This window comes from Pseudomonas sp. N-137, from assembly GCF_034555295.1.
Classification (GTDB): domain Bacteria; phylum Pseudomonadota; class Gammaproteobacteria; order Pseudomonadales; family Pseudomonadaceae; genus Aquipseudomonas; species Aquipseudomonas rhizophila.
In genome coordinates this window covers 86,215-103,416 of sequence record NZ_JAXUDQ010000031.1, presented here as the reverse complement: position 1 = coordinate 103,416, position 17,202 = coordinate 86,215, and the positions used below count along the sequence as shown (strand labels likewise).

At 61.1% G+C, this 17,202-nt stretch carries 16 protein-coding genes; 5 read left to right on the top strand and 11 right to left on the bottom strand.

Annotated elements, in window-relative coordinates:
* Positions 1–7 precede the first annotated feature (7 nt).
* From T3A99_RS26120 to T3A99_RS26110, 3 genes are all read left to right on the top strand, one after another.
* On the top strand, positions 8–1,138 hold the full coding sequence (locus T3A99_RS26120) for a PepSY-associated TM helix domain-containing protein (RefSeq protein WP_173406477.1): 1,131 nt from the start codon (positions 8–10) through the stop codon (positions 1,136–1,138).
* Positions 1,135–1,314 carry a hypothetical protein gene (locus T3A99_RS26115; RefSeq protein ID WP_076383409.1) on the top strand — a complete coding sequence of 60 codons (180 nt, stop codon included), beginning with the start codon at positions 1,135–1,137 and terminating at the stop codon, positions 1,312–1,314. Before T3A99_RS26120 ends, T3A99_RS26115 begins: the two co-directional genes overlap by 4 nt.
* A gap of 188 nt (positions 1,315–1,502) precedes the next feature.
* Positions 1,503–2,132 carry a glutathione S-transferase gene (locus tag T3A99_RS26110; protein WP_076383408.1) on the top strand — a complete coding sequence of 210 codons (630 nt, stop codon included), beginning with the start codon at positions 1,503–1,505 and terminating at the stop codon, positions 2,130–2,132.
* A gap of 183 nt (positions 2,133–2,315) precedes the next feature.
* On the opposite strand, the gene creD is transcribed toward T3A99_RS26110, so the two are convergent.
* The 4 genes from creD to T3A99_RS26090 all read right to left on the bottom strand — a co-directional run bounded on the left by creD (position 2,316) and on the right by T3A99_RS26090 (position 6,587).
* Positions 2,316–3,689, bottom strand: a complete 1,374-nt coding sequence (gene creD, locus T3A99_RS26105; RefSeq protein ID WP_274090693.1) for a cell envelope integrity protein CreD — start codon at positions 3,687–3,689, stop codon at positions 2,316–2,318.
* A 226-nt stretch (positions 3,690–3,915) separates the two neighbouring features.
* Positions 3,916–5,334 carry a two-component system sensor histidine kinase CreC gene (creC, locus tag T3A99_RS26100; RefSeq protein WP_274090692.1) on the bottom strand — a complete coding sequence of 473 codons (1,419 nt, stop codon included), beginning with the start codon at positions 5,332–5,334 and terminating at the stop codon, positions 3,916–3,918.
* Positions 5,334–6,014: a two-component system response regulator CreB gene (creB, locus tag T3A99_RS26095; RefSeq protein ID WP_173406475.1), complete on the bottom strand. Its 681-nt coding sequence runs from the start codon at positions 6,012–6,014 to the stop codon at positions 5,334–5,336. The genes creC and creB overlap by 1 nt, the downstream gene beginning before the upstream one ends.
* A 69-nt stretch (positions 6,015–6,083) precedes the next feature.
* Positions 6,084–6,587 carry an ATP-dependent zinc protease gene (locus T3A99_RS26090; protein WP_047228137.1) on the bottom strand — a complete coding sequence of 168 codons (504 nt, stop codon included), beginning with the start codon at positions 6,585–6,587 and terminating at the stop codon, positions 6,084–6,086.
* A gap of 288 nt (positions 6,588–6,875) precedes the next feature.
* On the opposite strand from T3A99_RS26090, the gene T3A99_RS26085 reads away from it, so the two are divergent.
* Positions 6,876–7,763: an acyltransferase gene (locus T3A99_RS26085; protein WP_288912926.1), complete on the top strand. Its 888-nt coding sequence runs from the start codon at positions 6,876–6,878 to the stop codon at positions 7,761–7,763.
* Here the strand turns inward: T3A99_RS26085 and T3A99_RS26080 are convergent, their stop codons facing one another.
* Entirely contained in the window at positions 7,764–8,345 is a 582-nt protein-coding gene (locus T3A99_RS26080; RefSeq protein ID WP_047228139.1) for a DUF2780 domain-containing protein, read from the bottom strand.
* A gap of 275 nt (positions 8,346–8,620) precedes the next feature.
* On the opposite strand from T3A99_RS26080, the gene T3A99_RS26075 reads away from it, so the two are divergent.
* Positions 8,621–8,833, top strand: coding sequence for a cold-shock protein (locus T3A99_RS26075; protein ID WP_076383403.1), 213 nt, complete (start codon positions 8,621–8,623; stop codon positions 8,831–8,833).
* Positions 8,834–9,407: 574 nt separating this feature from the next.
* Here T3A99_RS26075 and fdhA read toward each other — a convergent pair.
* From fdhA to T3A99_RS26045, 6 genes are all read right to left on the bottom strand, one after another.
* Positions 9,408–10,607 (bottom strand): formaldehyde dehydrogenase, glutathione-independent, encoded by a 1,200-nt coding sequence (gene fdhA, locus T3A99_RS26070; RefSeq protein WP_047228141.1) that lies wholly within the window; start codon positions 10,605–10,607, stop codon positions 9,408–9,410.
* Between the two features lie 225 nt (positions 10,608–10,832).
* On the bottom strand, positions 10,833–11,690 hold the full coding sequence (gene purU, locus T3A99_RS26065; protein ID WP_160893951.1) for a formyltetrahydrofolate deformylase: 858 nt from the start codon (positions 11,688–11,690) through the stop codon (positions 10,833–10,835).
* Positions 11,691–11,816: 126 nt separating this feature from the next.
* Positions 11,817–12,449, bottom strand: a complete 633-nt coding sequence (locus T3A99_RS26060; protein ID WP_076383401.1) for a sarcosine oxidase subunit gamma — start codon at positions 12,447–12,449, stop codon at positions 11,817–11,819.
* A 135-nt stretch (positions 12,450–12,584) separates the two neighbouring features.
* Positions 12,585–15,602: a sarcosine oxidase subunit alpha gene (locus tag T3A99_RS26055; RefSeq protein WP_047228144.1), complete on the bottom strand. Its 3,018-nt coding sequence runs from the start codon at positions 15,600–15,602 to the stop codon at positions 12,585–12,587.
* Complete coding sequence (locus T3A99_RS26050) at positions 15,599–15,928, bottom strand: sarcosine oxidase subunit delta (RefSeq protein WP_003206305.1); 330 nt, start codon at positions 15,926–15,928, stop codon at positions 15,599–15,601. The genes T3A99_RS26055 and T3A99_RS26050 overlap by 4 nt, the downstream gene beginning before the upstream one ends.
* 14 nt (positions 15,929–15,942) lie before the next feature.
* Positions 15,943–17,193, bottom strand: a complete 1,251-nt coding sequence (locus tag T3A99_RS26045; RefSeq protein WP_003177603.1) for a sarcosine oxidase subunit beta — start codon at positions 17,191–17,193, stop codon at positions 15,943–15,945.
* Positions 17,194–17,202: the final 9 nt, after the last annotated feature.

The following is a 17,202-nucleotide window of genomic DNA, read 5'->3' as shown; positions in this document are numbered from 1 at the left end:
ATCAATCATGAAAAGCAAAACCATCCGTCGCTGGTCCTTCGTCCACACCTGGACCAGCCTGATCTGCACGGTATTTCTGCTGATGCTGGCAATCACCGGGCTGCCGTTGATTTTTCATCACGAAATCGAGCATCTGCTGGGCGACGCCCCCGAGCTTCGCGAAATGCCGGCCGACACACCGCCATTGGACCTTGCGCAACTGGTGGAAAAAGCCAAGGCCCATCGCCCCGGTGAGGTGGTCCAGTATTTTGGCTGGGACGAGGATGATCCCAACGGTGTCATCACCATCATGGCGCCGACGCCGGGCACCGAACCCAATTCCTCCCACACGTTCATGCTCGATGCCCGCACCGGCGAGGCCCTGGAAATGCCCTCGGCCAACGGCGGTTTCATGATGGTGATGCTGCGCCTGCATGTGGACATGTTCGCCGGCTTGCCAGGCAAGTTGCTGTTGGCGTTCATGGGCCTGTTGTTCGTGATCGCCATCGTTTCCGGTGTGGTGTTGTACCTGCCGTTCATGCGCCGCCTGAAATTCGCCACGGTGCGCCAGGATAAATCCACGCGCCTGCGCTGGCTCGATTTGCACAACCTGATCGGCGTGGTCACGCTGGTCTGGGCGCTGACGGTGGGCGTGACCGGCGTCATCGCGGCGTGCGCCGACCTGATCATCGCCGCCTGGCGCAATGACAGCCTCAGCGCCATGGTCGAGCCCTATCGCGACGCCCCGCCGCTGACGCAACTGGCCCCAGCGACCCGCTTGCTGGACATCGCCAAAGAGGTTGCGCCGGGCATGGAACCCAGCTTCATCGCCTTCCCCGGTACGCTGTTTTCCAGCGAACACCACTACAGCGTGTTCATGAAAGGTGACACCCACCTGACCTCACATCTGTTGACACCCGTATTGATCGACGCCAGCACCCTGGACGTCACCGCCGTGGCTGAACGGCCGTGGTACATGGATATGATGAGCCTGTCCCTGCCGCTGCACTTCGGCGACTACGGCGGTCGGCCGATGCAGATTTTCTGGGCGACCCTGGACGTGCTGACCATCATCGTCCTCGGCAGCGGCGTCTACCTTTGGGTCGTGCGGCGAAAAGCGGCCAAGCGCGCAGCGGTCGCAGCGCAGGTGGTCTCGTGAGGCCCCGGCAGTCGAGTTTCTGGAAAGTGTTTGGTATTCCCGTGGCAATCGGCGTGCTGAGCGCGGCGGGGTTGTTTTCGGCATTGCTCGGCGATGGGGCCTGGGATGCCGTGAGTTGGGTGGGTTTGGGCGTGCCGACGGTGCTGGGAACCTGGGGGCTGATCAAACGCAGATAACTTCAGCCCGACGCGGACCCAATGTGGGAGCGAGCCTGCTCGCGATGGCGGTGAACCAGTCACATTGATATCGACTGACACTGCGCTATCGCGAGCAGGCTCGCTCCCACACTGGTATCCAATCGGCCTCGCCAGCCGCCTTGGAACTGTCTAGGCTAAGCCCTTGCCCGTTAATCGAGGATACCTGCATGTCGGCCCCCAGCATGACGTTGTTCCACAACCCCGCTTCGCCTTTCGTGCGCAAGGTCCTGGTGCTGCTGCACGAAACCGGCCAGCAAGACCGCGTGGCGTTGCAGCTCAGCCAGCTCACGCCGGTCAGGCCGGACCAGGCACTCATTGATGACAACCCCCTGAGCAAGATCCCGGCCCTGCGCCTGGCCAACGGCAATGTGCTCCACGACAGTCGCGTCATTCTTGATTACCTCGACCACCAGCACGTCGGCAATCCGCTGATCCCCCGCGACGGCGCAGCCCGGTGGCGACGCCTGACCCTGGCGTCCCTGGCTGACGGAATCATGGATGCCGCGGTGATGATTCGCTACGAAACCGCCCTGCGACCCGTCGAAAAACACTGGGCCGAGTGGCTCGATGCGCAACGAGACAAGATCCGCCGCGCCCTGGGCATGCTCGAAGCCGAGGCAATCGCCGAACTGGCCTGCCATTTCGACATTGCGTCCATCAGCGTGGCCTGCGCCCTGGGTTACCTGGACCTGCGCCATCCCGATCTGGAATGGCGCAAGGCCAATCCACAATTGGCAGCGTGGTTTGCCGAAGTGAGCTTGCGGCCTTCGATGGTCGAGACAGTGCCTAGAATCTAGTCCTGCGTTAGCCATACTGGCCTTGTCGCGGGCAAGCCTTGCTCCCACATAGACCTTGCTCCGCCTGTGGGAGCAAGGCTTGCCCGTGATGGCAGCGCAGCGGATCCAAGGGAAACAACTGCCCTATGCGCGTCACCAGCACTGCTCGCCATTGCCGGTCCTCGCGCAACCCCAGCGACCGGCTCATTTCACCTCTCCCAGATTGAACGTCATCGCAGCTGTCGGCTTCGCTCCCACCCGGTACCAGTCCAGCTTACGGGTCAATACCATGAACACACCGAGCAGACCGAACAGCAACAGCGAGCCCATCAGCAAGGCGTAGTCCTCGGCACTCAACAATCCATAGAGCAAACCGTACAAGCCCGCCAACCCCGCCGAAAACCCCAGGCCGTGGCTCACGCTGCGCAACACATGACAGACATAGAACCCGATCAGCAGCACACAGGCGCTGGCTGACAGCAAATACGCCAGGGCAAAACCGATGTGTTCCGACAGGGACAGCAGCAACAGGTAAAAGAACGCCAGCGCCACGCCCACCAAGGCGTACTGGACCGGATGCACCGCCAGGCTCTTGAGCACTTCGAAGAGAAAGAACCCGGCAAACGTCAACGCTATGAACAGCAGTGCATATTTGATCGCCCGGTCGCTCTTGAGGTATTGGTCCACCGGGTCGATGAAACTCACACCAAAGGCACGGCTGCGAAACGCTTCACAGCCATCGCTTGGCTCGCAGGCTTGCAAGGTTTCCAGCAGGTTGGTAGAGAAAAACGAGGTCTGCCAGTCGGCACTGAAGCCCTGCTCATTGATGTCGCGCTGGGTAGGCAGGTAGTTGCCGATGAAGCTGGGGTGCGGCCAGTCGGCCGATAGGTGCACTTGGGTGGACTTACCTACCGGCAGAATCTGTAACTGACCGGTGCCTTGCAGCCGCAGGTCGAAACCGAAGGTCAGCTCAGTGCTGCCCTGGGCCGTGACCATTGGCAGCGGCACATGCACGCCCTGCCCCAGCCAGCCGATCCGCGAGCCGGGCAGGAAATCGACGGTCTGCTGGTTGAGCTTCAGGGTCAGTGCATTCTCGATACCGCGGATGTCGCTGATGCCCACGCTCAGATAGGGCTCGTCAAAGCGGTAGTCGGCAAAATCCTTGGTGGCCACGCCGAAACGCTCAGGCACCTTGAAGTGGCCGTCGATCCGGTTGTCGGCATGAAACAACCGCGCCTCGTAGATCCCGCGTGCACGGGTTTCTGTGCGGATCTGGCCGTCGACGTCCAATTGCTCCGGCAGAAAATATAACTCACCGCTTTGCTCGACGGTTTCCAGGAACCGCGCGCCGGTCTTCTCGTTGGTATTCCAGACCCGCACATCCTTGCGAAACGGCACCACGATCATCGGCCCGATGAGTTGCTGGCTGTGACTGGAACTGCGGGCGATGTCCTGCAGTACACCGTCGCGCAGTTCCTGACGCTCGTCGATGAGGCCGTTGATCATCAACAACGGGATCATCAGCAGGAGGATCAATAGGGCAATCATGCCCAGTTTTACGGCGAGGCTGCGGTTCATGTGGGGCTCTCCCTGTTCGAATGAGGGAGAGCTTGAGCCGGCTGTGTGCTGGGGTTATGGAGAGATTGTGGAGATTGTGTGGAGACTGCCCAAGGCAAACGAACTGTGGGAGCGAGCCTGCTCGCGATAGCTGACTGTCAAGCAACACCCGTGCAAGCTGAGCCACTGCTATCGCGAGCAGGCTCGCTCCCACAGGGTTGCGTTCTGTCAGGCAGCAGAGGCGGTTTCAAGGCAACCGCAAAACCACCTCAACCCCACCCTCGACATTGCCAATACTGAACTCCCCGGCATGCAACTGCACCACTTCCTCCACAAAGTTGAGGCCCAACCCGGTGCTCTTGCGACCGCTGTCCGGACGCGGCAGGGAGTAGAAGCGTTCGCTCAGACGCGGCAAGGCGTAGTCGGGAATCGGTTCGGCCTGATTGAACAGCCGGATCTCGACGCGGTTGCCGACACGCTCGGCACTCATGCGCAACAACCCGTTGACGGGCGTGAAGTCCAGGGCGTTTTCCAGCAGATTGCCCAGGGCCTGACGCAACAGAAACGGCTCCCCCGTCAATGTCAGGTCCACGGCAATGTGCCGCTCGATCTGCAAATGCCGGCTTTCGATCCAGCCACTGCGGGCCTCCAGCAGTTCGTCCATCAATGCCGCCAGCGGCACGGCAACCTCTTCTTCCAGTCCCTGTCGCTGCTCGACCTGGGCCAGGTTGAGCAAACGCTCGATCAACTGCTGCATGCGCACGCTTTCGTTGTCGATGTTGCTGACGAAACGCAGACGCTGGGCCGTCGGCATGTCGCTCTGCAGCAACTCGGCGGCACCACGGATTGCCGCCAGCGGGCTCTTGAGTTCGTGAGTCAGGGTATGCACGTAGCGCTCGACGTACGCCTTGCCTTCCAGTTGGGTGCGCATGTGTTCCACCGCCCCGGCCAGTTGCTCGAACTCGCCGCCGCGATAATGCGGCACCTCCACCCGTTGCCCCTGGCTGACGGCCTCGGCATAAACAGTCAAACGCCGTAGCGCCGCGCTCAGCCACCACGACAACAAGGCGCCCAACAGCAGCCCCAGGCCGATCAACCCGGCGCCGTAAGCCAACAGGCGCCGCTCGGTGCGGTCGACATAGGGTTGCAGCGAACTGTTGGGCTTGGCCACGGTGACCACGCCGATAATCCGGCCGTTGTCGCGAATCGGCGCGCCAACGTGCATCACCGAAGACGTCGGATCATCGGCAACGCTGCGGGTCGAGCGTGCGCCGTATTGCCCGCGCAGGGTCAGGTAGACGTCGTTCCAGCGCGAATAATCCTGGCCCACCGCCACACCGCTGGAGTCGAGCACCACAATCCCCTTGGCGTCCGTGACGTAGATGCGATGGTTGACCTGGTTCTTTGGCAACCCCCAGATCGATGCTGCAGGCTGGCGCTCACCGTAAGCCTTGAGCAGTTGCGGCCAGCGGTTCTGGTTGAGGGTGCCGGCCTTGAAATCGTCCCGCAGGATCTCGGCCATCAGGTTAGCGGTGTCCACCAGGGTTTCTTCGGTGGACTGGCGCACGCCGGGGCGTATTTCTTCCATCACTGTGTTGAGGACGAAATACCCGGTCAAACCAATGAACAGCACATACACCAGGAAAATCCGGATGCCCAGCGACATCAGCTCTGCCCCGGGCTGTAGCTGTAGCCGAGGCCACGGTGAGTCTGGATCGGTTCAGCCTCGGCCCTGACCAGACGCAATTTGGCGCGCACGCTCTTGATGTGGCTGTCGATGCTGCGCTCGTAGCCGGCATCACTGGCCACACCCAGGGCGTCGAGCAGTTGTTCGCGGCTGAACACACGCTCGGGTTGCTCCAGCAGACAGTTCAACAGGCGGAATTCGTGACGGGTGAGGTTCAGCGGTCGGCCACGATAGTGGATCTGCACCCGCTCTGTGTCGACCTGAAATAGCCCGGCGCCCAGATCCGTGGGCGGTCGCGGCGCGACGCGCTTGAGGATGGCGCGGACCCTCGCCGCCACTTCCCGAGGGCTGAACGGTTTGACCACATAATCGTCGGCCCCGATCTCCAGCCCCACTACCCGGTCGATCTCAGCATCCCGGGCTGTAAGAAAGATGACCGGAACGTCGCTGAAACGTCTGAGATTTTTGCACGTCTCGAATCCACTGATATCCGGCAGGCCCACGTCGAGGATGATCAGGTCCGCCGGGGTGCTTTTCTGATGCTCAAGCGCAGCCGCGCCAAGGCTCAGCCAGGTGGTGCCGAAACCCTCCCCTTGCAGGGCAAACACCAGCGTATCGGCAATGGCGGCTTCGTCTTCGACAATCAGAATGTGAGGCATGGCGTCCGCGCCCGACAGTAAAGTTGCCGGAACGGTGCCCCAACCCCGGGGGCACGTCAATCAGGGAAATCAGCAGTCGGGCTTGTCAGCGGTAAAACGTCGGGCCGGGTTCACCGCCGCATCAAACTCGCGCAGGGCCTTGGCGCCGATCAGCAGCGGGTAGTTGAAGCTGCTGCGGTCCGTCAGGTTGACCTCAACGGTCCGCTTGACATCACCCAGGCACATTTCAAGCTCCACCACCGGACGTTTGCTGGGGGCAGCCGATTCGTCGTCTTCATCTTCTTCCGAACGGGTCTTGATCTTGCTGATGCGTGCGACCTTGTGCTCAAAGAGCTTGTTGCTCGCACCTTTGGTCGCCAGGCGGAAACGCACCCAGTCCTCGCCGTCGCGAGTAAAGGTTTCGATGTCCTTGGCCGACAGCGAGGCCGTCAGGGCGCCGGTGTCCATCTTGGCCTTGAGCACCTCACCGCCGATTTCCGGCAGCGCGATGTATTCGTAGCGCCCGTAAAGAGTCGGTTCGGCGGCCAGCACTGGAAGGGCCACCAGGGAAAGCAGAGCGAGAAGGGATTTCACGTAATGGACTTCCTTTGTATGGGTGGGCAGCGGGATTTTAGACCGTGGGCTGTGAATTCGTTCGGTTGGCGTCAAGAACATCTCTGCCGGGGAAAGGGGGTCTGTGGGAGCAAAGCTTGCTCGCGATACGGCCACCACGGTTCCAGAGAAATAGCGTTACTTTCATCGCGAGCAAGCTTTGCTCCCACAGATCACTTCGCTCGCCACAGGTTGCTCGTTTCACCTCGATTTGGCCTGCCGCCCGAAGCTGCTTATCATGGCCCGCCCACCTGTTTGCAAGAGTTATTTATGCGCCGCCTGCTCACCGGCTGTTTTGTCACCCTTCTGCTGTTACTCAACACCCTGGTGCTGTTCGGGCCGTTGATGGTGTTCGCGTTGCTCAAACTGGTCCTGCCCGGGCGTCTTCGCGACTGCGCCTCGTGGGCAGTGATGTGGATCGCCGAAACCTGGGCCGAAATCGACAAACTGATCTTCGCCCTGTGCATCCCCACCCGCTGGGACATACGCGGCGGTGGCGACTTGCGCCGCGACACCTCTTATCTGGTCATCAGCAATCACCAGTCCTGGGTCGACATCCCCGCGCTGATCCAGGTCCTCAACCGGCGTACGCCGTTCTTCAAGTTTTTCCTCAAGAAAGAGTTGATCTGGGTACCGTTCCTGGGCCTGGCCTGGTGGGCGCTGGATTACCCTTTCATGAAACGCTACACCAAGGCCTTCCTGGCAAAAAATCCGGAGCTGGCAGGGAAAGACCTGGAAATCACCCGTCAGGCCTGCGAGCTGTTCAAGCGCCAACGAGTCACCGTGGTGAATTACCTCGAAGGCACACGCTTCACCGCCGCCAAGAGCCAACAGCAACAGTCTCCCTTCACACACCTGCTCAAACCCAAGGCCGGTGGCGTGGCATTCGTGCTGGCGGCGCTGGGCGAGCAACTGGACGCGGTACTGGACGTGACGGTGGTGTACCCCCAGGAACGGACGCCGGGGTTCTGGGATTTGATCAGCGGTGCGGTGCCGAAGGTCATTATCGACATCCAGACCCGCGAGCTGGACCCGGCGCTGTGGCAGGGCGATTACGAAAACGATCCGGTGTTTCGCCAGCATGTCCAGAACTGGGTGAACCAGCTCTGGATCGAAAAAGATCAGCGCATCGCTGCCTTGCGCAACGAGCGCGGCTGATCAGATACCCGCGCCGGCTCCCCAGATGCCACCCAGGTTCTGCAGCAGCGAACTGGCCACGCCCTGCTGGCCGAGGTATTCAAGGATCACCGGGGCAAACTGGCCGATCATGCCGCTGTCCATGCCCAGCGCGCTGAAGGCGTTGTTCAGGTCGTGGGTGTCCTTGACGTTACCCAGCAGGCCGTCGAGCAAGGCGTTCTTGTCCGACCCGCCACCGAGCAAACCGCCCAGGCCACCCAAGCCATTCAGCCCACCGATAGCGTTGTTGCCAGCGATCTGATCCAGGCCCGGCACGCTTTTGCTCAATTCGGAAAACTGCGGCTCACTGAGTCGGTTCTTCGCCAGCCCCAGCATCGCACCAGCACCGCCGATGGCCTGTTCCGGGGTGATCTTGAGCTCCGAGCCCAGGGTATTGAGCAACCCGGCGGCTTGCGGCGCAGCTGCCACCGCGCCCTCCCCCGGCTGATCGCCCTGCATCGCCGCCACCGCATTGGCCGCATCACTGAGGCTGAACTGCGCGAAGGCCGGGCTGCTTGCCAACGCGAGCAGGCAAGACAGTGCAAAACCTCGTGAAACCTTCATCCGGGACATCCTCTTGAGCATGAAAAAACCGCTCATAAAGAGCGGCGTAAAGCGTGCGTTGGACTGGGGTCCAGGGGGATTGTTCCCTGCTGCCCTGCTCATCGCCCCCAAGCCCTCGACGTCCTCCACGACTTCGGTATTGCCTACTGTCAATGTTGACAGTAGGCAGCTGTTCATACGGACTCTAAGCTGCAGCCGTGACAACGAAAAACAAGGCTATGGGCAAACCACAGTCCCTGTGCCTTTCTTCATTCGGGCAAGCAGGAAGAATAAAAATGAACGACCGAATCAAAGGAACCGTTAAATGGTTTAACGATGCAAAGGGCTATGGCTTCATTACCTGCGGCAAAGGAGGCGAGGAGTTGTTCGTTCATTACTCGGCAATAGCTGGCGAGGGTTATAAAACATTGAAACAGAAACAGACTGTTTCGTTTGAAATCGAGATGGGTGATAAAGGCATGCAGGCTCTGAGAGTGACGCCGGAATAACCCTCGGCTCACTCAGATCCTTTCCCTGAAACGTCGCATGAAAACCCGCAAGGCTATTTCCTTTTAGTCTGACCCACTGTCATTTCTGACAGTAGGCCCAAGCACGACGCTCAGCGATCATCGTTGCTCCAATCAACAAGCGAGTACCTGAAATGCGCGGTTTAATAGTTTGCATACTTTCCGTCGCTGGACTCCTGGGCGTGACCCATGCTGCGAACGCAACAAGCTGTCCCGCCGTAGGGGAAATTGTGTTTCGTTTAATGCCAGAGACCATTCCTGGCCGACCGGTCTACGAGGAGTATTCTGTGAAGGACTCCTCTGGAAAAGTTATCTGGCGGGGCGAGGCCGTGGGCCCTAACTTTCTACAACCGATGTACCAAATGACGTTAACAACGCCCACGCCTGTAGCAAACACCTGCTTATATAGTTACCGGGAGCAGTATGTGGATGAGGGCCCTCCTCCTCAGCAGGCTTGGAGGAATAAACAGCTGACACTCAATAAACAACCTTGAGGGCAACCTATCAAATAAAAAGGGCGACATCACTGTCGCCCTTTTTCCGTCTTGCCTACCGCTTAGGCCGCACTGAACATCTTGTGCGGATCGATCACAAACTTCTTCGGTACGCCTGCATCGAACTCGCCGTAGCCTTTAGGCGCGTCGTCCAGGCTGATGACCTGTACGCCGACGATTTCTGCGATGTTGATGCGATCCCACATGATGGCTTGCATCAGTTGGCGGTTGTACTTCATCACCGGCGTCTGGCCGGTGTGGAAGCTGTGGGACTTGGCCCAGCCCAGACCGAAACGGATGCTCAGGCTACCCATTTTTGCCGCGGCATCGACCGCGCCCGGGTCTTCGGTGACGTAGAGGCCGGGGATGCCGATCTTGCCGGCTACGCGAACCACACCCATCAACGAGTTGAGCACGGTGGCCGGAGCTTCGTGCTTGACGCCTTCATGGCCGTGACCACGGGCTTCGAAGCCCACAGCGTCAACGGCGCAGTCGACTTCCGGTTCGCCCAGCAGCGCGGCGATCTGTTCGTGCAGCGGAGTGTCTTTGGACAGGTCGGCGATTTCAAAACCCTGGGCCTTGGCGTGGGCCAGGCGGATCGGGTTGACGTCACCGATAATGACCACAGCGGCACCCAGCAGGCGGGCTGAAGCGGCAGCCGCCAGGCCAACCGGACCGGCACCCGCGATGTAGACGGAGCTGCCAGGACCAACGCCGGCGGTGACGGCGCCGTGGTAGCCGGTCGGCAGGATGTCGGACAGGCAGGTCAGGTCGCGGATTTTCTCCATGGCCTTGTCGCGGTCCGGCAGCTTCAACAGGTTGAAATCCGCGTATGGCACCAGCACGTATTCGGCCTGGCCGCCGGTCCAGTCACCCATGTCCACATAACCGTAGGCACCGCCGGCACGGGCCGGGTTGACGGTCAGGCAGACGCCGGTGTGTTGTTCTTTGCAGGAACGGCAGCGCCCGCAGGCCACGTTGAACGGAACAGACACCAGGTCGCCGATCTTCAGGTTTTCGACGTCGTTGCCCTTTTCGATCACTTCACCGGTGATTTCGTGGCCCAGGACCAGGCCGGTCTGAGCGGTGGTGCGGCCGCGCACCATGTGCTGGTCGGAGCCGCAGATGTTGGTGGATACCACGCGCAGGATGACGCCGTGCTCGATCTTCCTGCCACGCGGGTCCTGCATTTTTGGATAGTCGATTTTCTGTACTTCGACCTTGCCGTTGCCGAGATACACGACACCACGATTGCCAGACATGCTTTCACCTCGCTGTTGTTTTTATGAAACTGCGTTGCCCAGGCAGGCAGCGCGTTGATTGCTCGGGTAGTGCTTGTGTCTTGTTTCTTTGTTGTCTGTAAGGGCCTCATCGCGAGCAAGCTCGCTCCCACAGTGGATTGTGGGTGTCATCAGAATCTGTATAACGACGCAGATCCTGTGGGAGCGAGCTTGCTCGCGAATGGGCTGCGAAGCGGCCCCAAAAATCTAAAGAACGACTGTGCGATTGGCGTTCAAAAACACCCTTTTCTCAATGTGATACCCCACCGCCCGGGCCAGGGTCAGCCCTTCGATGTCCCGGCCCTTGGCGATCAGGTCTTCGGGATAGTGGCTGTGGTCCACCACTTCCACGCCCTGGGCGATGATCGGGCCTTCGTCCAGGTCGTTGTTGATGTAGTGCGCCGTGGCGCCGACCAGTTTCACGCCTTTGTTGTAGGCCTGGTGATACGGCTTGGCGCCCTTGAAGCCCGGCAGCAGCGAGTGATGGATGTTGATCGCCTTGCCGTCGAGCTTGCGACACAGCTCCGGCGACAGCACTTGCATGTAGCGGGCGAGAATCACCAGCTCGGCGCCGGTGTCTTCGATCACCTGCCACACCTGCCGCTCCTGGGAGGGCTTGTCGTTCGGGTCCAAGGGGAAATGGTAGTACGGAATCTGGTGCCAGTCGGCCAGCGGCTTGAGGTCCGGGTGGTTGGACACCACGGCCACGACGTCCATGGACAACTGGCCGATGCGCTGACGGTAGAGCAAGTCGTTGAGGCAGTGATCGGCCTTGGAGACCATGATCACCACTTTGGGCCGGTAGTTGGGTGGCGTCAGTTCGAAGATCATGCCAAAGGCTTGCGCACGTTCGGCCAGGCCGGCCCGGAAGTTTTGCTCATCAAAACCGTCGGGTTGGCGGAACTCCACACGAATGAAAAAACGTGCCGAGAGCCGGTCGTCGAAGGAATGATGCTCGGTGACGTAGCAGCCCTGCTCGAACAGAAAGCGCGTCACCGCGTCCACCGTGCCGAGCACGCTGGGGCAGTCGGCAGTCAAGATCCATGTGTCTGGGGCGCGGCTCATTCGTGATACTCCTCTGATCGTTCCCATGCTCTGCGTGGGAATGCCGCCATGGACGCTCTGCGTCCGCTTTTGGGACGCAGAGCGTCCCGGGATGCATTCCCACGCAGAGCGTGGGAACGATCATGGTTATGCCTGCACGCTCAACCCATACTCAGCCGCGGCATCCTGCAACCACAGCCACCAGTAATCGGAGAAGCTGCGGCGAATCACCAGTTCCCAGGTGTCTTCGCCCGTGTGGCGGATCACCAGTTGCGACTTGGCGAACACCGTGCCCACGGCCTTGCCCACCGGGAAATTGCTTGGGTGTACGTCATAGCTGGTGGATTTCATCAGCACGTCGCGCACATTCGGGCCGGACAGTTCGAGGATCTGCTGGCCGCCACTGACGTTGACGATCTGGATATGCAGATCGCCCAGGGCTTCGCGCAGGTTTTTCTCGGCGGCAAATTCTTCGCCACTGGGCACCACCAGCAGCCACTCGTCCGGGCCGAGCCATTGCAGGCTGGTTTCGCCCTTGACGATGACGGTCAGCGCGCCCGGCAGCTCCAGGCCCAGGGCCTTGTGCACGCCAGCAGCGAACGCAGGGTCATGACCATCGCCACGGATGGTCAAGTGGCCCAGGAGTTTCTTCTCGCGCACGGTCACGCCGGCGTTCTTGCGACCCTTGCCCACCAGGCTGGCGAGGTCGGCATGGTGCAGCGACGACTCGGCCTTGGCCCCGGTGGTTGGGCGTTGTTGGTACACGTTGACTGCGGTCATATGGAGCACCTGTCTCGTAGATTGATCGTTCCCACGCTCTGCGTGGGAATGCCGCCATGGACGCTCTGCGTCCGCTTTTGGGACGCGGAGCGTCCCGGGATGCATTCCCACGCGGAGCGTGGGAACGATCAGGTATCAAATATTCTGCCGATCCCCCTTCGGATCGAAGAACACCGAAGAAACAATCTCTGCCTCGATCACGCTGCCGTCGGCCAGTGGCGCGAACACGCGTTCGCCCATCCGCTTGAGGCCGCCCTTGACCACGCCCATGGCAAATGAATAACCCAGGGAGTTGTGGGCGTAGCTGGACGTCACATGACCGACCATGGTCATCGGGATCGCCTGCTTGGTGTTGAACACCAGTTGCGCACCTTCCGGCAGCCAGACATTCGGGTCGATCGGCTTGAGGCCCACCAGTTGCTTGCGGTCCTCACGCACACAGTCTTCGCGATTCATGCCACGCCAGCCGATCCACGAGAACGGTTTGGTCCGGCCTACACACCAGCCCATGTTCAGGTCGTCCGGGGTCATCGAGCTGTCAGTGTCCTGACCGACAATGATGAAGCCCTTCTCGGCCCGCAATACGTGCATGGTCTCGGTGCCATACGGGGTCAGGTTGTATTTCTTCCCGGCCTCGACGATCTGCTCGAGCACGCCCATGGCGTAGTCGGCCTGCACGTTGACTTCGTACGACAGTTCACCGGTGAACGAGATACGGAACACCCGCGCCGGTACACCACCCACCAGGCCTTCTTTCCAGGTCATGAACGGGAAAGCGTCCTTGTCCAGGTCGATGTCGGTGACTTCGCTCAGCAGCTTGCGGCTGTTGGGGCCCGACAGAGTCATGGTCGCCCAGTGGTCGGTAACCGAAGTGAAGTACACCTTCAGGTCCGGCCATTCGGTCTGGTGATAGATCTCCAGCCATTGCAGCACGCGCGCCGCGCCGCCAGTGGTGGTGGTCATCACGAAATGGTTGTCCGCCAGACAGGCCGTCACGCCATCGTCGAAGACCATGCCGTCTTCCTTGCACATCAAACCGTAGCGGGCCTTGCCCACGTCGAGCTTGGTCCAGGCGTTGGTGTACACGCGGTTAAGGAACTCGCGGGCGTCCGGGCCCTGGATATCGATCTTGCCCAGAGTCGAGGCATCCAGCAGGCCGACGCTATCGCGCACGGCTTTGCATTCGCGCTTGACCGCAGCGTGCATGTCTTCGCCGTTCTTCGGGAAGTACCAAGGGCGCTTCCACTGGCCGACGTCTTCGAATTCAGCACCGTTTTTCACATGCCAGGCATGCAGCGCGGTGAAGCGTACCGGTTCGAAGATGTGCCCGCAGTGCCGCCCGGCTATCGCGCCGAAGGTCACCGGCGTGTAGTTCGGGCGGAACATGGTGGTGCCCATCTGCGGGATGCTCACGTTCAGCGAGCGAGCCGCGATGGCCAGGCCGTTGACGTTGCCCAGCTTGCCCTGGTCAGTACCAAAGCCCAGTGCGGTGTAGCGCTTGACGTGTTCGACCGACTCGAAGCCTTCGCGGGTGGCGAGTTCGATGGCGGCGGCAGTGACGTCGTTCTGCAGGTCGACGAATTGCTTCGGCGCCCGTGCAGTGGATTTTTCATGCGGCACCTGGAACAGCGCCAGGGTCGGTTCTTCCTGGCGGCTCAGGGCTTTGGGCAACACACCCTCCACCGCTTTGAAACCGGCTTCGTTGGCCGCGCGCACGCCACCTTCGAAACCATCGGCCAAGGTGTCACCCAGGCTGTAGACGCCATTCACGCCGCCGACGCACACGCGCTTCTGCGGTGCTTCGCCCGGTACGAAACCAAGGATGTCTTCGCGCCAGATCGGCTTGCCGCCCAGGTGCGAAGCCAGGTGAACCACTGGGCTGTAGCCGCCGGAGCTGGCCACCAGGTCGCAGTCCAGCCATTCGCCGGGACTGGTGACCTTGTGCGCCTTGACGTCAATGGCGGCGATGCGGGCCCCGGTGACGCGTTTGCTGCCACGAGCCTCGATCACGGCGCTGCCGGTGAGGATGCGGATGCCTTTGGCACGCGCCTCTTCCACCAGCGCGCCACGCGGGTTGCTGCGGGCGTCGGCGATGGCCACCACTTGCAGGCTGGCGTCGAGCCAGTCCAGCGCCACGCGATAGGCATGGTCGTTGTTGGTGCTCAGTACCAGTTTCTTGCCCGGTGCCACGCCATAGCGGCGCACGTAGGTGGAGACCGCGCCGGCCAGCATGTTGCCCGGTACGTCGTTGTTGCCGTAGACCAGCGGCCGTTCGCAGGCACCAGTCGCCAGCACCACGCGCTTGGCGCGGACGCGGTTGATGCGCTGGCGGACCTGGCCGATTGGCGCGCGATCACCCAGGTGGTCGGTGAGGCGCTCGTGGATGGTCAGGAAGTTATGGTCGTGGTAACCGTTCACCGTGGCGCGCGGCAACAGCACCACATCTGGCATCGACTTGAGCTCAGCAACAACAGCAGCCACCCATTCGGTCGCCGGTTTGCCATCCAGGCTCTCGCGGGAATCGAGCAGGCTGCCGCCGAACTCTTCCTGCTCGTCGGCCAGGATCACCCGCGCACCGCTGCGGGCCGCGGCCAATGCGGCGGCCAGGCCAGCAGGGCCGGCGCCGACAACCAGCACGTCGCAATGACGGTTCATGTAGTCGTAGGTGTCCGGGTCGTTCTCGGTCGGCGAGCGACCCAGGCCCGCGGCCTTGCGAATGTACTTTTCGTAAGTCATCCAGAACGATTGCGGGTACATGAAGGTTTTGTAGTAGAAGCCCGGCGGCATCAGCTTGCCGCCGACCTTGCCGAGAATACCCATCATGTCGTTGTTCACGTTCGGCCAGCCGTTGGTGCTGGTGGCGACCAACCCTTGATACAGCGCCTGTTGCGTGGCGCGCACGTTAGGGATCTGCGTGGCTTCGGTGGCGCCGATCTGCAGTACCGCGTTCGGCTCTTCGGCGCCGGCGGCAAAGATGCCACGCGGACGGGAATACTTGAAGCTGCGGCCGATGATGTCGACACCGTTGGCCAGCAGTGCAGCGGCCAGGGAATCGCCCTCGAAGCCTTTATAGGTCTGGCCGTTGAAGGTGAAGCTCAGCACTTTGTTGCGGTCGATCCGTCCGCCGTTGGACAGGCGATTGATCTGGCTCATACCTTCTCTCCCAGAGCCTGCGCGGCCGCTTTCGGACTGTCAGCCTTGTCGGTGAATTGCGGCTTTTGGCCGATCTTGTAGGTTTCCAGAATCTCGTAGGTCACGGTGTCACGGGTCACGTTGAAATACTGGCGGCAGCCGGCGACGTGGTCCCACAGCTCATGGTGCAACCCGCGCGGGTTGTCACGGAAGAACATGTAGTCGCCCCACTGCTCGTCGGTGCAGGCATTCGGATCCAGCGGACGCGGGATGTGCGCCTGGCCGGATGCATGGAATTCCTCTTCGGAGCGCAGTTCGCCGCAGTGAGGACAGAAGATGTGCAACATAGGGATTTCTCCTGTTAGTGGGCGACGGCAGCAGCGCCGTGTTCGTCGATCAGTGCACCGTTGTGGAAACGGTCGATGGAAAACGGCGCGGCCAGCGGGTGCATTTCACCCTTGGCCAGGCTTGCAGCGAAGACGTTGCCCGAGCCCGGGGTGGCCTTGAAGCCGCCAGTGCCCCAACCGCAGTTGAAGAACATGTTCGGCACCGGGGTCTTGGAAATGATCGGGCAGGCGTCCGGCGTAGTGTCGACGATGCCGCCCCATTGGCGGTTCATGCGTACACGGGACAACACCGGGAACATCTCGACGATGGCCTGAACCGTGTGTTCGATCACCGGGTACGAGCCACGCTGGCCGTAGCCGTTGTAGCCGTCGATACCGGCACCGATCACCAGGTCGCCCTTGTCGGACTGGCTGATGTAGCCGTGCACCGCGTTGGACATGATCACGCTGTCGATGATCGGCTTGATCGGCTCGGACACCAGCGCTTGCAGCGGGTGGGATTCGATCGGCAGGCGGAACCCCGCGAGCTTGGCCATGTGTCCGGAGTTACCGGCGGTGACCACGCCGACGCGCTTGGCGCCGATGAAGCCCTTGTTGGTTTCCACACCGATGCACACGCCGTTTTCCTTGCGGAAACCGATCACTTCGGTCTGCTGGATCAGGTCCACGCCCAACGCGTCCGCCGCCCGGGCAAAGCCCCAGGCCACGGCATCGTGACGGGCCACGCCGCCGCGACGCTGGACGGTGGCGCCCATCACCGGGTAGCGGGTGTTTTTCGAGCAGTCCAGGTACGGAATCTCGTCGGCCACTTGTTTGGCGTTGAGCAGCTCGCCGTCCACGCCGTTGAGGCGGTTGGCACTGACGCGACGCTCGGAATCACGAATGTCCTGCAGGGTATGGCACAGGTTGTAGACGCCACGCTGGGAGAACATCACGTTGTAGTTCAGGTCCTGGGACAGGCCTTCCCAGAGTTTCATCGCATGTTCGTACAGGTGGGCCGATTCGTCCCACAGGTAGTTGGAGCGCACGATGGTGGTGTTGCGCGCGGTGTTACCGCCGCCCAGCCAGCCCTTCTCGACCACGGCCACGTTGGTGATGCCGTGTTCCTTGGCCAGGTAGTAGGCGGTCGCCAGACCATGCCCGCCACCGCCGACAATGACCACGTCGTAGACCTTTTTCGGGGTCGGCGTGCGCCACATCCGCTGCCAGTTTTCATGATGGCTGAGAGAGTGTTTGAAGAGGCCGAAGCCCGAATAGCGTTGCATAGTGATTAC

What these genes read in the sequence shown, in the direction of transcription:
- T3A99_RS26120 (WP_173406477.1), top strand. Translation starts at nt 8, where the DNA reads ATGAAAAGCAAAACCATCCGTCGCTGGTCCTTCGTCCACACCTGGACC.
- T3A99_RS26110 (WP_076383408.1), top strand. Translation starts at nt 1,503, where the DNA reads ATGTCGGCCCCCAGCATGACGTTGTTCCACAACCCCGCTTCGCCTTTC.
- creD (WP_274090693.1), bottom strand. Translation starts at nt 3,689, where the DNA reads ATGAACCGCAGCCTCGCCGTAAAACTGGGCATGATTGCCCTATTGATC.
- creC (WP_274090692.1), bottom strand. Translation starts at nt 5,334, where the DNA reads ATGTCGCTGGGCATCCGGATTTTCCTGGTGTATGTGCTGTTCATTGGT.
- creB (WP_173406475.1), bottom strand. Translation starts at nt 6,014, where the DNA reads ATGCCTCACATTCTGATTGTCGAAGACGAAGCCGCCATTGCCGATACG.
- T3A99_RS26085 (WP_288912926.1), top strand. Translation starts at nt 6,876, where the DNA reads ATGCGCCGCCTGCTCACCGGCTGTTTTGTCACCCTTCTGCTGTTACTC.
- T3A99_RS26080 (WP_047228139.1), bottom strand. Translation starts at nt 8,345, where the DNA reads ATGAAGGTTTCACGAGGTTTTGCACTGTCTTGCCTGCTCGCGTTGGCA.
- T3A99_RS26075 (WP_076383403.1), top strand. Translation starts at nt 8,621, where the DNA reads ATGAACGACCGAATCAAAGGAACCGTTAAATGGTTTAACGATGCAAAG.
- fdhA (WP_047228141.1), bottom strand. Translation starts at nt 10,607, where the DNA reads ATGTCTGGCAATCGTGGTGTCGTGTATCTCGGCAACGGCAAGGTCGAA.
- purU (WP_160893951.1), bottom strand. Translation starts at nt 11,690, where the DNA reads ATGAGCCGCGCCCCAGACACATGGATCTTGACTGCCGACTGCCCCAGC.
- T3A99_RS26060 (WP_076383401.1), bottom strand. Translation starts at nt 12,449, where the DNA reads ATGACCGCAGTCAACGTGTACCAACAACGCCCAACCACCGGGGCCAAG.
- T3A99_RS26055 (WP_047228144.1), bottom strand. Translation starts at nt 15,602, where the DNA reads ATGAGCCAGATCAATCGCCTGTCCAACGGCGGACGGATCGACCGCAAC.
- T3A99_RS26050 (WP_003206305.1), bottom strand. Translation starts at nt 15,928, where the DNA reads ATGTTGCACATCTTCTGTCCTCACTGCGGCGAACTGCGCTCCGAAGAG.
- T3A99_RS26045 (WP_003177603.1), bottom strand. Translation starts at nt 17,193, where the DNA reads ATGCAACGCTATTCGGGCTTCGGCCTCTTCAAACACTCTCTCAGCCAT.